Annotated in this window: 17 protein-coding genes; 5 read left to right on the forward strand and 12 right to left on the reverse strand. The window is 37.6% G+C overall.

The features are described from left to right. Positions 1-21 precede the first annotated feature (21 nt). From BUA97_RS04925 to BUA97_RS04950, 6 genes are all read right to left on the reverse strand, one after another. Positions 22-753 carry an SIMPL domain-containing protein gene (locus BUA97_RS04925; protein ID WP_072996705.1) on the reverse strand — a complete coding sequence of 244 codons (732 nt, stop codon included), beginning with the start codon at positions 751-753 and terminating at the stop codon, positions 22-24. 64 nt (positions 754-817) lie between these two features. Further along, positions 818-1,324 (reverse strand): RDD family protein, encoded by a 507-nt coding sequence (locus BUA97_RS04930; protein WP_072996706.1) that lies wholly within the window; start codon positions 1,322-1,324, stop codon positions 818-820. Positions 1,325-1,348: 24 nt separating this feature from the next. Continuing rightward, the gene (folB, locus tag BUA97_RS04935; RefSeq protein WP_072996707.1) at positions 1,349-1,711 is read right to left on the reverse strand and encodes a dihydroneopterin aldolase; all 363 of its coding nucleotides are present in this window, start codon (positions 1,709-1,711) and stop codon (positions 1,349-1,351) included. A 402-nt stretch (positions 1,712-2,113) separates the two neighbouring features. Then, positions 2,114-3,130, reverse strand: coding sequence for a quinolinate synthase NadA (nadA, locus tag BUA97_RS04940; RefSeq protein WP_072996708.1), 1,017 nt, complete (start codon positions 3,128-3,130; stop codon positions 2,114-2,116). 17 nt (positions 3,131-3,147) lie between these two features. Then, positions 3,148-3,714: a guanylate kinase gene (gene gmk, locus BUA97_RS04945; protein ID WP_072996709.1), complete on the reverse strand. Its 567-nt coding sequence runs from the start codon at positions 3,712-3,714 to the stop codon at positions 3,148-3,150. Beyond that, positions 3,714-4,571: a YicC/YloC family endoribonuclease gene (locus BUA97_RS04950; RefSeq protein WP_072996710.1), complete on the reverse strand. Its 858-nt coding sequence runs from the start codon at positions 4,569-4,571 to the stop codon at positions 3,714-3,716. The genes gmk and BUA97_RS04950 overlap by 1 nt, the downstream gene beginning before the upstream one ends. 112 nt (positions 4,572-4,683) lie before the next feature. Here BUA97_RS04950 and lpxK point away from each other — a divergent pair, with 112 nt between their 5' ends. Beyond that, entirely contained in the window at positions 4,684-5,709 is a 1,026-nt protein-coding gene (gene lpxK, locus BUA97_RS04955) for a tetraacyldisaccharide 4'-kinase (protein WP_072996711.1), read from the forward strand. Further along, positions 5,693-6,508, forward strand: a complete 816-nt coding sequence (locus tag BUA97_RS04960; protein ID WP_072996712.1) for a purine-nucleoside phosphorylase — start codon at positions 5,693-5,695, stop codon at positions 6,506-6,508. The genes lpxK and BUA97_RS04960 overlap by 17 nt, the downstream gene beginning before the upstream one ends. A 31-nt stretch (positions 6,509-6,539) precedes the next feature. Here the strand turns inward: BUA97_RS04960 and BUA97_RS04965 are convergent, their stop codons facing one another. From BUA97_RS04965 to BUA97_RS04990, 6 genes are read right to left on the reverse strand one after another with little or no spacing between them, the layout of a single operon-like run. Continuing rightward, positions 6,540-7,289 carry a T9SS type A sorting domain-containing protein gene (locus BUA97_RS04965; protein WP_072996713.1) on the reverse strand — a complete coding sequence of 250 codons (750 nt, stop codon included), beginning with the start codon at positions 7,287-7,289 and terminating at the stop codon, positions 6,540-6,542. A gap of 3 nt (positions 7,290-7,292) precedes the next feature. Further along, on the reverse strand, positions 7,293-7,811 hold the full coding sequence (locus BUA97_RS04970; RefSeq protein ID WP_072996714.1) for an ankyrin repeat domain-containing protein: 519 nt from the start codon (positions 7,809-7,811) through the stop codon (positions 7,293-7,295). Next, complete coding sequence (locus tag BUA97_RS04975; RefSeq protein ID WP_072996715.1) at positions 7,811-8,353, reverse strand: YceI family protein; 543 nt, start codon at positions 8,351-8,353, stop codon at positions 7,811-7,813. The genes BUA97_RS04970 and BUA97_RS04975 overlap by 1 nt, the downstream gene beginning before the upstream one ends. A gap of 12 nt (positions 8,354-8,365) precedes the next feature. Next, positions 8,366-8,725: a c-type cytochrome gene (locus BUA97_RS04980; protein WP_072996716.1), complete on the reverse strand. Its 360-nt coding sequence runs from the start codon at positions 8,723-8,725 to the stop codon at positions 8,366-8,368. Between the two features lie 10 nt (positions 8,726-8,735). Beyond that, on the reverse strand, positions 8,736-9,575 hold the full coding sequence (locus BUA97_RS04985; protein WP_072996717.1) for a DUF5777 family beta-barrel protein: 840 nt from the start codon (positions 9,573-9,575) through the stop codon (positions 8,736-8,738). Positions 9,576-9,630: 55 nt separating this feature from the next. Then, complete coding sequence (locus BUA97_RS04990) at positions 9,631-10,266, reverse strand: Crp/Fnr family transcriptional regulator (protein WP_072996718.1); 636 nt, start codon at positions 10,264-10,266, stop codon at positions 9,631-9,633. 240 nt (positions 10,267-10,506) lie between these two features. Between BUA97_RS04990 and BUA97_RS04995 the strand changes: the two genes are divergently transcribed. From BUA97_RS04995 to dinB, 3 genes are all read left to right on the forward strand, one after another. Then, positions 10,507-11,022, forward strand: a complete 516-nt coding sequence (locus BUA97_RS04995; protein WP_072996719.1) for a TlpA family protein disulfide reductase — start codon at positions 10,507-10,509, stop codon at positions 11,020-11,022. 70 nt (positions 11,023-11,092) lie between these two features. After that, a complete protein-coding gene (locus BUA97_RS05000) occupies positions 11,093-11,548 on the forward strand; it encodes a hypothetical protein (protein ID WP_072996720.1) in 456 nt (151 codons plus the stop codon). Then, positions 11,549-12,637, forward strand: coding sequence for a DNA polymerase IV (gene dinB / locus BUA97_RS05005; protein WP_072996721.1), 1,089 nt, complete (start codon positions 11,549-11,551; stop codon positions 12,635-12,637). Positions 12,638-12,659: the final 22 nt, after the last annotated feature.

Raw genomic sequence — 12,659 nt, forward strand, 5'->3', positions numbered from 1 at the left:
AAAAAATTTTGCTCCTTTACTTTAATCGACTTCATATTCGAGTTTTATGGTAATGCTGGCTTCCTTTTCTTTGGAAGTGGTATTGTAAGTTCCTCCATAAGAGTAGTCTTCGTTGGAGTTAGGAGCGGTAATCTGGATGACACCCATTGTCGCCTTTTTCAGATTTCCAAGATCACTTCCAGCATTTTCTGCAATTTTTTCAGCACGTTCTTTTGCATCTTTTGTAGCGTTCGCAATCATTTCCTGTTTTACATCAGATAGTTTTGTGTAGAAATATTGAGGTGATGACGACGTGAATTCGATGCCACGGTTGATAATTTCTGTGATATTCCTGGAGATGTTTTCAATTTTTGCCACTTCTTTGGATTGGATAGAAACACTTTGGGTCAGGTTATAACCGGCAAATTCGCCTTGCTGATAATTTCCGTTGGAATCTGTAAAACTTCTGAATTGCTTCTGAATATCTACAGCAGAAAAAATCATTTCGTTTTCTTTAACACCCTTCGATTTCAAATAATCTGAAATCACCTGCCTGTCAATAGCCAAAGCATCGTACGCAGATTTCAGCTCAAAATTATTTTTAGAAAAACTTCCAGACCATGTAATCAGATCCGAAGTGAATTTTTTGGAACCGAGTCCTGTAACAGAAACTGTATTTTCAAATTTGTTCCTGTTTTTCACAGCACTGCCAAGCAAAGCTGCTGCAATAATAAAACCTAAAGCTGCGATTCCAACCGCAATATATGTCCTCATATAAAATTGTATTTGATTAAATACATCAAAACTGAGACCAATTTTAAGATTTTATTAACATTTATCATAAAGCAATCTTACCAATATCTTCAATAGAATTTTCTCTTTCAACAGCCTCCAGATATGATTTTCTTTTTACCACTTTGGTATCGCTCCAGCTGTCGTGCCAGCCACGGCTTCCTAAAAATGACAATGCGTCAAACGGAACAATGCGACTGAAATTTCTCTTTAGAAAATCATTAGAATTCGGCAAATTGCCATTTTCATTAACTACCAGTGTTCCTGTAATAAATTTTCCCAAGCTTCGTCCTTTTGTTAGATATTCTGTCAAATACATTAATAATGCGTAGAAAAATGCAGTAATTATTCTATCTACAAAAGGATTAACTTCTCCGAAAGCTTGTGCTTTCTCTGCATAATCTTGTCCTGTCAAAAACGAATAAACAATTATAATTGCAGAAAATAAAAACACAATCACAAGATAGGCGAAGACATAATCTATGAGAAAATTTATAAACCGTAATAACTTTTCTGCCTGATGTCTGTCTACAATTCTTGCGTTGTTTTTCATAGTTTTTAGTTTTATTTATTTTGATTAATTGATTTCTTTCTCAAATTCCAGACTCACGCCTTTCATTTCTCCCGGCATTGGCGGAATTGTTTTGGTCAATTTTATTCTGATGAATGTAATCTGCGGAAACTTACTTTCGATTTTATTAATGATTCTTCCAATCACGTGTTCCAAAAGTTCTGAACGGATGGCCATTTCCTGATGAATGATTTCGTTGACCTGAGCGTAATTGATAGTGTCATTGAGATTATCGGTTTGTGATGCTTTTTCTAAATCAGCGTGTAGTTCTGCATTGACGACATAATGATTTCCAATGATGGCTTCTTCCTGCAAAACACCGTGGTAGGCGTAGATTTTTATATCTTCTAAAATGATTTTTGATTTCATTCTTTAAAAATAGAAAATTTCTTAACACAAAGAGCACAAAGGTTTTTTGTTTTTATTGAAAATATTTAAGGTTCACAAAGGCGCTTCGCTTAAAAAAGCTATGGATTTAAAACGCTCAGTTTGTCATTCCGCAGGAATCTCAACAGTCTAGATTGACTTCGTAGAACTACTTCGTTAGGTTTCCTTCGGAATGATAATATTATGTAAATAGGAATGTTAAATTTTGTGGAAATTTTCTTTCGTACACAGCTGCAATAGGGATAGAAGCGGCATCCTTTTGCGGAGCGCAGCGGAGCAAAAGATATAGCGGATAGCCCGACCCGAGCGGCTGGAAAAGCTTGGCGAGGGAATTGCCAAAATAATTGCATAAAAAAACCTCATCTGAAAGACAAGGTTTACAATTTATTTGATGCTTTTAGAAAATTCCAGCATGGCTTCGATAGGTTTGAGTGCTTTGAGGCGAATATCCTCATCCATCGTGATTTCCGGAAGCTCATACTTCATACACAGATAGAGTTTTTCCAGCGTGTTTCTCTTCATAAAGAAACACTCTGAACAGTTGCAGCTCTCATCGAAAACCAAAGCCGGAATCAAGGATTTGTGTGGCGCACGTTTTCTCATCTCGTGAAGTATTCCTTCTTCTGTCGCGATGATAAATTCCTGGCAATCATCTTGTTCCACATAATTCAGAAGTGCTGAAGTTGAACCGATGAAATGTGCCAATTCCAACACCGGCGTTTCGCTTTCCGGGTGGGCAATCAGTTTTGCGTTTGGATGGTCTGCCAATTGTTGCGCAATTCGTTCCATAGAAAACGCCTCGTGCACGATGCAACTTCCGTCCCAAAGAATCATTTCGCGACCTGTCTTTTTGCTGAGATATCTTCCTAAGTTTTTATCCGGAGCGAAAATAATTGGTCTGTCTTTCGGCAACGCATTGATGATTTGTTCTGCGTTAGAACTCGTCACGATGATGTCCGAAGCCGCTTTGGTTTCTGCATTACAGTTGATGTAAGTCGCCACCAGCGCATTGGGATATTGCTCGCGCATTTTGTTGAGACCTTCCGCCGAACAGCCGTCTGCCAAAGAGCAACCAGCCAAAGTATCGGGAAGAACTACTTTTTTTGTCGGGTTTAGGATTTTAGCCGCTTCTGCCATAAAATGAACGCCGCAAAAGGCAATCATATCGGCATCGGTTTCCTTCGCCTGTCTTGCCAACTGTAAGGAATCCCCAAGGAAATCAGCGATATCCTGAATAGGTCCCGGCTGATAATAATGCGCCAGAATCACGGCGTTTTTTTCTTTCTTGAGGTCGAGAATCGCCTTCACAAGGTCATCTCCTGTCGGAATTGCAAAATCCTTCAGATCAAGAAAACCTTTTACAGGCATATTATTGATTGCAATGTCTAATGTATTTTCCATTACGTGTTTTTCAGATTTTATTCGTTGATAAAGTTATTGATTATTTCCTCGATTTCCGCTTTTGCTTTATCTAAATCTGTATTAACAATAATTTTATCAAAATGTTTTTGGTAAGTCATTTCTTCGCCTGCTTTTTCGACTCTGGTTTTGATGGTTTCAGCACAGTCGGTGTTTCTTTTTATCAATCTCTGTTCCAATTCGGCGATGCTTGGCGGCATCACAAAAATCGACAATGCTTTGTCTCCGAAAATCTCTTTCAGTCGGATTCCGCCTTTGACATCGACATCGAAAATCACGACTTTTCCTTCTTTCCAGATTCTTTCTACTTCGGATTTCAGCGTTCCATAATATTTGTCGGTATAAACTTCCTCAAATTCTACAAAACCATCTTCGGAGATTTTAGTTCTGAATTCTTCCGGTGTCAGGAAATAATAATCTTGTCCGTTTTTTTCCTCGCCTCGCGGTTGTCTGGTAGTTGCAGAAATCGAAAAACTGAGTTGCGGAATAACGGACAGTCCGTGTTTTACCAATGTTGTTTTTCCACTTCCGGACGGTGCGGAGAATATGATAACTTTTTCTTTCATTACAAAACATTCAGCGTTTGCTCTTTGATCTTCTCCAGATCATCCTTCATCTCCACCACCAGTTTCTGAATCTCAGAATGATTGGCTTTCGAACCCAAAGTATTGATTTCTCTTCCCATTTCCTGAGCAATGAAACCTAATTTCTTTCCGTTGAAATCTTCATTTCTCATCACTTCAAGATAATATTTGATGTGTTGGGAAAGACGAACTTTTTCTTCAGAAATATCCAGCTTCTCAACAAAATACACCATTTCCTGATAATATCTTGTTTCATCAATATTCTCAAAATTCTTTAGTGCAGCCTGATATCTGTCTTTGATTGGCTGAATTCTTTCTTCTTCATACTGAGCAACCTGGCTTAGATTATATTCGATATTCTGAACGATTTTTTCAATTTCAACAGCAAGATTATTACCTTCTGTCTGTCGGAATTCTATGAATTTTTCAATCGAATTTTCCACAGTTTCCAAAAGACTTTTCCATTCATTCTCTTCCAGATCAGAATTTCTAGTTGTGAGTGCATCCGGCATTCTGACAGCCATTTTCAGCAATTCGAATTCGGGTGCATCAGAACCGACTTCTCTTAGCTGATCCATATAATTTTTGACAACATCCTGATTGATCTTGACATCGTTATTCTCCTCGAGATTATCACAACTGATATAGCAATCAACTTTTCCGCGCAGGATCTTATCATTCAGAATTTTTCTGATATCAAATTCTTTTTCCTTGTACCGCAAAGGTATTTTCACATTCAGGTCAAAACTCTTGCTATTAAGTGATTTGATATCGATGGTTATTTTTTTTCCTTCAAAAACAGTTTCGGCTCTCCCAAAACCTGTCATAGATAATATCATAGGATTCTGTATAAGATTGCAAAGATAACCAATTTTGATTCTCAAGATTGAATTTCCTTTTTGAATTAAAAACACAATGGGATTTCGGAGTATTTCCTTATTTTTGCCGTCTATGAAAAGATGGTATCTCTACCCTTTTTCCTTGGGTTATCATCTCGGCACTTCTATCAGAAACCGAATGTATGACTGGGGAATTTTTTCTTCTACGAAATTCAGAACACCAATTATTGGTGTCGGGAACTTGTCTGTAGGCGGCAGCGGAAAATCTCCTATGGTAATGTATCTCGCCGAATATCTTTCCAAATCTTTCCGGACTGGTGTTCTTTCCAGAGGTTACGGAAGAATAACAAAGGGCTACAAAATCGTTAATTACGACAGCAATTATAAACTGGTTGGAGATGAGCCGATGCAGCTATTCGAGCGTTTCCGGAACCGTTTTGTGATTGGTGTCTGCGAAGACCGCGTTTTCGGAGCCCGGAAAATAATCGCGGATATGGATCTGAATGTACTCGTTTTAGACGACAGCTATCAGCATCGCGCCATAAAGCCGGGAATGAATCTCCTGCTAACTGATTACAACGATCCTTTTTTCAAAGATTTTGTATTGCCTGCCGGTGATCTTCGGGAAAGCAGAAGAGGGAAAAGCCGTGCCGATATTATTATGGTTACCAAATGTCCGGATGATCTGACAGAAGAAAAAAAGCAATATTACATCTCCAGGATACGGCCGCAACATTACCAGAAAGTCTTTTTCTCGGCTATTGCTTATGACGACAACATTCTCGGACTGGATAAGATGATGCCTGTTAAAAATCTGGATTATTATGATGTGCTGCTCATTACCGGCATTGCAAACCCTTCCCAGCTTCTGAAAGAGATTGCCAAATACAATAAAAAAGTCAGACATCTAGAATATAAAGATCACCATAACTTTACGGACGAAGACATCAAAAAAATCAGTGCAGAGTACAAAAAACTTGGCGAATACAAAGTCATTCTGACTACTGAAAAAGATTATGTCCGGCTGAAAACTTTTGATTATCTTCGGGATAAAATCTATTACTGGCCGATCAATGTAGAAATTGACAAACGGGAAGATTTTAACAATATCATTCAGAATTATGTTAGAAAAATATAAGGAAACAGCAGCATTCATCAGGAACATTATTGGCGAAACACCGGATTTTGCAATAGTTCTGGGTTCAGGTCTTGGGAAATTGCAGTATGAGGTAGAAGCAATTCATACTTTAGATTACAAAGATATTCCTAATTTTCCTCAGACAACCGTTGCCGGTCACGGCGGAAAATTGATATACGGAATTCTGGAAGGCAAAAAAGTATTGATGATGAGCGGGCGTTTCCATTATTACGAAGGTCACTCTATAGAAACTGTAACTTTTCCTTTCCGGGTTTTCCATTTACTTGGCGTCAGAAATCTGATTCTTTCCAATGCTGCCGGCGGTGTAAATCCGAATTTCAAAGTGGCTGATGTCATGATTCTGACAGACCATATCAATCTGATGCCGGAACATCCTTTGAGAGGGAAAAATATGGATGAACTCGGACCGCGTTTCGTGGATATGAGCGAACCGTATAATCGCAAAATGATTAATTTGGCCAAAAATATTGCAACCCAGGAAAACATAGATTTAAAAGAAGGCGTATATGTCGCCTTAACAGGTCCAACTTTTGAAACACCTGCAGAGTATGGAATGGTAAGAGCCATTGGTGGCGATGCCGTCGGGATGAGCACCGTTCCGGAAGTGATTGTTGCAAAACACCAGGGAATGGATTGTTTTTGCTTATCTATTATTACAGACCTGGGCGGACCGGAAATTGCCTTTGCCGTTTCTCATGAAGAAGTTCTGGAAGCCGCTAGCAAAGCAATGCCTAATGTCATTAAAATAGTCAAAAGTCTTGTGAAAAATTATAATTAACAAAAAACCTCAGAAGTTCTGAGGTTTTTTGTTAGTTCTTGATTATTTTCTCGTAGCTTCTTGAACCGTCTATATTCTCGAATTCGATGAAATAGACACCTTTCGTTAACTGAGAAACATTCAGGTTTTCTGCAGATTTTTGTGAAATAACCTGTTTTCCTGCTGAATCGTAAATTTTTATTGACCCGATTTTATCCGAATTTGTAAAATTCAGAATATCTTTCACAGGATTCGGATAGACTCCGATTTTCTTTGAAGATGCATTAGCATCATCAACCGCCAAAGATGGGGAGAAAGTCAGTGTTGCGTAATCTCTGTTTCCGCTACCATGATTCGCCAACCCCAGCGCACTTCCTCTGGCATAAAATATAGGAAGGGTGCCTGTAGAATTCGTGAAAACAAAATCACCGGCTCCACCAGCAAGAGTCCTTCTCACCACCAGGGTTCTGACTCCGGAAGCAACCGTATTAGATAGTTCTGTCCAGTTTTGTGCAGCATCTGCAGAAGGCGTAACACCTACACCACTGAAGGTATAGTCTCTGTTCGCAGAGCTGTTGTAAATGAATCCGTCTGCGCCATCTTTCATCCCTTCATCACTGAAGCCAATTCCCAACCAGCCAGTACTGCTCCCCTTCAGGGTCATAGTAACGTTAGTCGCATCAACATCAATTTTCACATTCATTCCTGTTGTAGGAAGATTCACACTTCCTGTTGAAAATTGAGAAAAAAAGATTCCGCTGATAAAAAGCGGGATGCATAAAAGTAGATTTTTTTTTGCCATATATTAAAATTTTAAAAGATTGATCATTTCATTATTGTTGGATTTTATTGCATATTCAAAAGCCGAAATACCCATAGAATCCTTTATTGTTTTGTCTGCTTTGTGATTCAAAAGCATCTTTGCTAGTTCGATATTACCTCTTTTCACAGCCCAGAGCAACGGTGTATTTCCACGCGAATCCTGTAGATTCGGATTGGCATTTTTTGATAGTATTTTTTCTACAAGCTCCTTATTATAACTGATGCAAAGAGAAGAAAGTGCCGTTCCTTCCGGGCTGATATAATCCAAATCTTTAACATTATCGATCAGATATTTTGCGACTTCCGCATTTCCTCTATAACATGCTAAAATGAGTGGCGTAAAACCCATGTCATTTTTGGAGTTGATAACATCCTGATCTTGGCTTACCAGAACTTTCATTTCATCAAGTGTTCCATTGCGGGCAATATCAAAAACGTTTTTTGTCTGAGAAAAAATCAACCCAAAAACCATTATCAGAATTAGTGCATAGTATTTTCTCATTATTTCTGAAGTATAAAATTATAGTTTACATTCACGTTTTCAGCAACTTTTGCCGCTACCATTTTAGGGATCTTAACTTTGAAATCTGCCGTTTTTGCCACAAGTTTCCCCTGAACGACAATCTTATCATCTTTCAGATAAACATTAGCAGATGACTGAACCTGTTTATCAACGCCATGAAAGTTCAATATTCCGGAAATCATGTAAGCCTTCGGTTTGGCCGACAAATCATTTTTATCAAAATTCACTATCTTTCCTTTGAAGCTTGTTTTCGGATATTTTGCAGATTCGGCATAGTTTTCATTAAAATGTTCCTGCATCAGGCTGCTTTTAAAAGTGAAAGCATTCACCATTGCAAGTGATGCTATATCGCCGGTATCAGCGTTCAGGATAGCTGTAGAATTGTTGTTCTCAGCATATACATCCTCAAATAACGGAACCGATGCTTCAAAAGTGATCTTGCCTGTTTTGGTAGAATATTTTTGTGCAAAAGCAAAATTTGAAGTCAGAATAAGACTTATAAAAAAAACCAATATTTTCATGTTTCCATTTTTTTAATTTTCAAGTAAACCGTCGGCTTTCCATTTGTTGATTATATTGATATTATCCTGCGAAAGTGTTCCGCCCTGCGGCATTTTCAAAGGATCTCCGTTAGCTCTCTGGATCCTGTCCAGGATATTATCAACAGAATTTTTCACTGCTGCATAGTCCGTCAGAGGAAGAAAAGATGCAGTCCCAACTGATGAATGGCATATCACACAGTTATTATTAATAATCGTTTTCACACTGTTGTTGTAGTTAACCGTCTCAGGGATAGGCTTGACATCGGATATCTCTTCGAATGTCTTTGTATCACAACTCATCAGCATCAAAAATCCTGTAACGGGAACTAATATTTTTATTGCATTTCTCATAAATTACACTTTAAAAAACTCTATAAAGATTAAACCCAAAAAAGAAATGGCCTTTTCCCCAGTCACCTGTCGCATTGGTTATATAACCTGTTTCAGTATTCGCCTGGGAATTGCTGAAAACCAACTGGAAAACGTGTCCGCCCGTATCGATGTCCATTCCGACAGACAAAGGGTTTTTGTAGAAATTTTTATTGTCAAAATTGTAGAAATATTCTGCGTTGACAGACACTCTTTTTGAGATTTTATACCTTCCTCCCAAACCTGTCGAGAACAGATTTTTGCTGTCAATCGTTGGTTCTATAAGGTTTTTATGAACAAAACTCGGCATCAGTTGCAACGTCAGATTTTCCGTGAATCTCCTCGATATCAGCAGTTGTGAGAGATAAGCAAGGCGGTCAGAAAATTCAAGCTTTGGGAAATTATCTTTTTTTAATTCTGAATTGATGTCCATGACATTATAGCCAACAATATCAAACGGCGATTCTTTTTCCTGTTTGAAGAGTCTGTATTTTGCACCGAATTCATAAGTTTTTTGATAAGTATGTCTTGAACCGCTAAGAGCCAGCCAGTCGCTGAGTCCGTAGATCACGCCAAGCTTGGTGGTGGCATTATCCAGTCCGAAGAAGTTTTTGAATCCATCGCTCACATCTCCGAAACGGTGGGAGATATCCAGATAGAATTCTTTTTTTGCGGGCATCTTGGTAGATTGTGCGGTTACGACCTGCAATGCTTTGAAGCTTGGAGAATAGGGTTCTGCTGTTTTTGCTGTATCAATTTCTTTTAGCAAATCTTCCTGAGCATAAACAAATGTCAAAATAAATAAAGAAATAAATGACAAAACTCTTGACATATTGATTTTTTATTCAAAAGTATAAAGTCTGTCCAAAAAAAAACGGTGACTAAAGTCACCGTCTGTTAATTATTCCTATTCCGGAAGGGCTTTGCGAAATCAGGCCCTCTTTTTCAAATTTTTTCAGGATACGGCTAACAACCTCTCTTGCAGTGCCCAATTCGTCTGCAATTTTTTTATGTGAAACCTTCACAACGTCGTTTCCGTTTCTTCTGATTCTTTCGTGGAGATATTCTAAAACCCTGTGATCCAGCTTCTGAAATACAATTTTATTGATGGTTTCCATCATAAACTTGTACCTGGAGTCATATTCCAGGAAGAAAATCTGGTTTAGTCTCGGGTATCTTTGAAGCCATTCTAAAAATTGCCCTACCGGAAGCAAAAGTACGTCCGACTTTTCTTCTGATACCGCATATATACGGCTTACTTTATCTGTAAATATTGTAGAAAAAGTCATTATGCAACTCTCGCCCGGAGAGATATAATAGTAGACCAGTTCTTTTCCGTCATTCAGATTATAAACTTTCACCAGACCTTTTATAAGAATAGGGATAAATTTTACTTTCTCACCTTCTGCGATGAGTTCTTTTTTAGCATCAACCGATACAAAAACCCCATGCTCCTTAATTTCCTGATAAAAATTTTCATCAAATTTTTCAAATTTCCTTTTGATGAAATCCGAATTTCCCATTAATTTTTTTATCAAATGTAAAAAGATATTTTAAATTAACAAATCACCATTTAGGGTAATAGTCATTATAATTATCATTTCAATTATAGCTATTTTCTTAAATAAAATACTTTTCCTCACGCTAAAGCGTTCTACATAGCAAAGTCCGAGCGTTGCTATCGTAACACCGGAAAACAATTTCTTCCGGAGAAAATAAATCTAATTAATGGTCTATATTTGCATTACCAAAACCTACTTAAAATGAAGAGGATATTAATTTACAGCTTATTATTTGTGTTTAAATTGGGATTTTCCCAAAATGTTCCTGAAGTTCTGAAAACCGAATTTTCCAAAGAAGCATTAGCGCAGACATTAGAGGACGAGAAGGGTAAGGTAATTACCATGAACGATATTCTGCATCAGCATAAGGGAAAAGTTTTGGTTCTGGATTTCTGGGCTGGCTGGTGCAGAGACTGCATCAATGCTTTCCCGAAAGCAAAGGAATTAGAAGAAAAAAATAAGAATATCGATTTTGTTTTCCTGTCTCTGGAGAGAACCCAGGAATCTTTCCGGAAAAGCCTGGAAAAATTCCAGATGAATGACAAAGAGAATTATTGGTTTGCCGGTGGCTGGAAGAATAATTTCAATAATTATATCGACCTCAACTGGATTCCGAGATATATTGTAGTAGACCAGAAATCTGGTATCGCAAAATATTATGCCATCTCTCCGGATGATCCGGAAATACAGTCAACGATTGATAAACTAACCCTATAATAAATGATATCCCTAAAAATTTTTCGGGATATTTTTTGATTAAATTTGTTTGAACTAATAAAAAATCTCTGTGAAAAAATATTTGTTTTTAACAATAGCCGTACTTATTTTTTCTTGTAAAAAAGAAGAACCAAATAAGTCAATTGTAAAAGAGGTAATTCAAAAAAAAAATTTATTACCTAATGATGAATTTAGAAAAAAGATTATCCCACATATTAAAGATTCCAAAGACAGAATTAAGCTTGGAGCATTATTAGATTCATTAGACAAAAGAAAATTATCTTTTTGTGATTTTGTTCAGCAAGAATTTAAACTTGATGATTCTTGTTACGATGTTGCAAAAAAACATTTTCCTTTACCGGAAGATCAAGAAAAATTTCTAAAGATTCATAATGATGTTTATGATATTGCCCAGCAAAGGTTTTTATACAAAACAAAAATGACAGAAAAGGATTCAGATTATTTAGTTATAGTATATTCATTCAATGAAAATGTTAAAAATTTTGTGGTAGATATTGATTTGTAAATGCAGCCTCAACGCAAAATAATCCACGTAGATATGGATGCTTTCTATGCATCCGTGGAGCAGCTCGACAATCCGGGTTTGCGTGGAAAAGCCATTGCTGTTGGTGGCGGCCATCGTGGTGTGGTTGCAGCGGCAAGCTATGAAGCCCGGAAATTTGGAGTAAGGTCTGCGATGCCCAGCAAAACAGCCAGAGAAAAATGCCCGCATCTGATTTTTGTGAAACCGAGATTTCACAGGTACAAAGAGATATCGGGAAAAATCAGAAATATTTTTCACGATTATACCGATCTGGTAGAGCCACTTTCTCTGGACGAAGCCTATCTTGACGTGACCGAAAATAAAAAAGGAATCGAATCTGCCAATGACATCGCCAGAGAAATCAGAAAAAGAATCTTTGAAGAAACAGGTTTGACAGCTTCCGCAGGAATTTCTGTGAATAAATTCCTGGCAAAAGTCGCATCAGACATCAATAAACCGAATGGACAGAAAACCATTCATCCCACAAAAATCAATACGTTCCTGGAAAATCTCCCGATAGAAAAATTCTACGGTGTCGGAAAAGTAACAGCCAATAAAATGCACGAACTTCATATTTTCAAAGGTGCTGACCTTAAGGCGAAAACACTTGGACAGTTAGAAGGTCTTTTCGGAAAATCCGGAAGATATTATTATAATGTGGTCCGTGGCATTCATAATGGTGAGGTAAAACCTAACCGGATCCAGAAAAGTGTGGCTGTGGAAAGGACATTCTGGGATGATATCAATGATGATGATGAAATCGACGAAAAACTGAAATCCCTGAGCCTGGACCTCGAAGAACGCCTCGGAAGAAAGGAGATCAAGGGAAAAACCCTGACGCTGAAGATCAAATACAAGGATTTTTCATTATATACGAGAAGTAAAACACAGGAATTATATTTCGAAAATGCAGAGAAGTTCTATAATATTGCAAAACAACTCTGGGAACTCAGGCCCTATGACAAAGCCATCAGATTACTTGGCTTGTCATTATCCAACCTTAATACGGAAGAAAAGAAACAAGTCTCCGTTCAACTGAAAATTCCTTTTGAGGAGTTCAGCAATGATTGATTCCAGTCTATTTGATTTTATC

Source organism: Epilithonimonas mollis (assembly GCF_900142325.1).
GTDB lineage: Bacteria > Bacteroidota > Bacteroidia > Flavobacteriales > Weeksellaceae > Epilithonimonas > Epilithonimonas mollis.

What these genes read in the sequence shown, in the direction of transcription:
- BUA97_RS04925 (WP_072996705.1), bottom strand. Translation starts at nt 753, where the DNA reads ATGAGGACATATATTGCGGTTGGAATCGCAGCTTTAGGTTTTATTATT.
- BUA97_RS04930 (WP_072996706.1), bottom strand. Translation starts at nt 1,324, where the DNA reads ATGAAAAACAACGCAAGAATTGTAGACAGACATCAGGCAGAAAAGTTA.
- folB (WP_072996707.1), bottom strand. Translation starts at nt 1,711, where the DNA reads ATGAAATCAAAAATCATTTTAGAAGATATAAAAATCTACGCCTACCAC.
- nadA (WP_072996708.1), bottom strand. Translation starts at nt 3,130, where the DNA reads ATGGAAAATACATTAGACATTGCAATCAATAATATGCCTGTAAAAGGT.
- gmk (WP_072996709.1), bottom strand. Translation starts at nt 3,714, where the DNA reads ATGAAAGAAAAAGTTATCATATTCTCCGCACCGTCCGGAAGTGGAAAA.
- BUA97_RS04950 (WP_072996710.1), bottom strand. Translation starts at nt 4,571, where the DNA reads ATGATATTATCTATGACAGGTTTTGGGAGAGCCGAAACTGTTTTTGAA.
- lpxK (WP_072996711.1), top strand. Translation starts at nt 4,684, where the DNA reads ATGAAAAGATGGTATCTCTACCCTTTTTCCTTGGGTTATCATCTCGGC.
- BUA97_RS04960 (WP_072996712.1), top strand. Translation starts at nt 5,693, where the DNA reads ATGTTAGAAAAATATAAGGAAACAGCAGCATTCATCAGGAACATTATT.
- BUA97_RS04965 (WP_072996713.1), bottom strand. Translation starts at nt 7,289, where the DNA reads ATGGCAAAAAAAAATCTACTTTTATGCATCCCGCTTTTTATCAGCGGA.
- BUA97_RS04970 (WP_072996714.1), bottom strand. Translation starts at nt 7,811, where the DNA reads ATGAGAAAATACTATGCACTAATTCTGATAATGGTTTTTGGGTTGATT.
- BUA97_RS04975 (WP_072996715.1), bottom strand. Translation starts at nt 8,353, where the DNA reads ATGAAAATATTGGTTTTTTTTATAAGTCTTATTCTGACTTCAAATTTT.
- BUA97_RS04980 (WP_072996716.1), bottom strand. Translation starts at nt 8,725, where the DNA reads ATGAGAAATGCAATAAAAATATTAGTTCCCGTTACAGGATTTTTGATG.
- BUA97_RS04985 (WP_072996717.1), bottom strand. Translation starts at nt 9,575, where the DNA reads ATGTCAAGAGTTTTGTCATTTATTTCTTTATTTATTTTGACATTTGTT.
- BUA97_RS04990 (WP_072996718.1), bottom strand. Translation starts at nt 10,266, where the DNA reads ATGGGAAATTCGGATTTCATCAAAAGGAAATTTGAAAAATTTGATGAA.
- BUA97_RS04995 (WP_072996719.1), top strand. Translation starts at nt 10,507, where the DNA reads ATGAAGAGGATATTAATTTACAGCTTATTATTTGTGTTTAAATTGGGA.
- dinB (WP_072996721.1), top strand. Translation starts at nt 11,549, where the DNA reads ATGCAGCCTCAACGCAAAATAATCCACGTAGATATGGATGCTTTCTAT.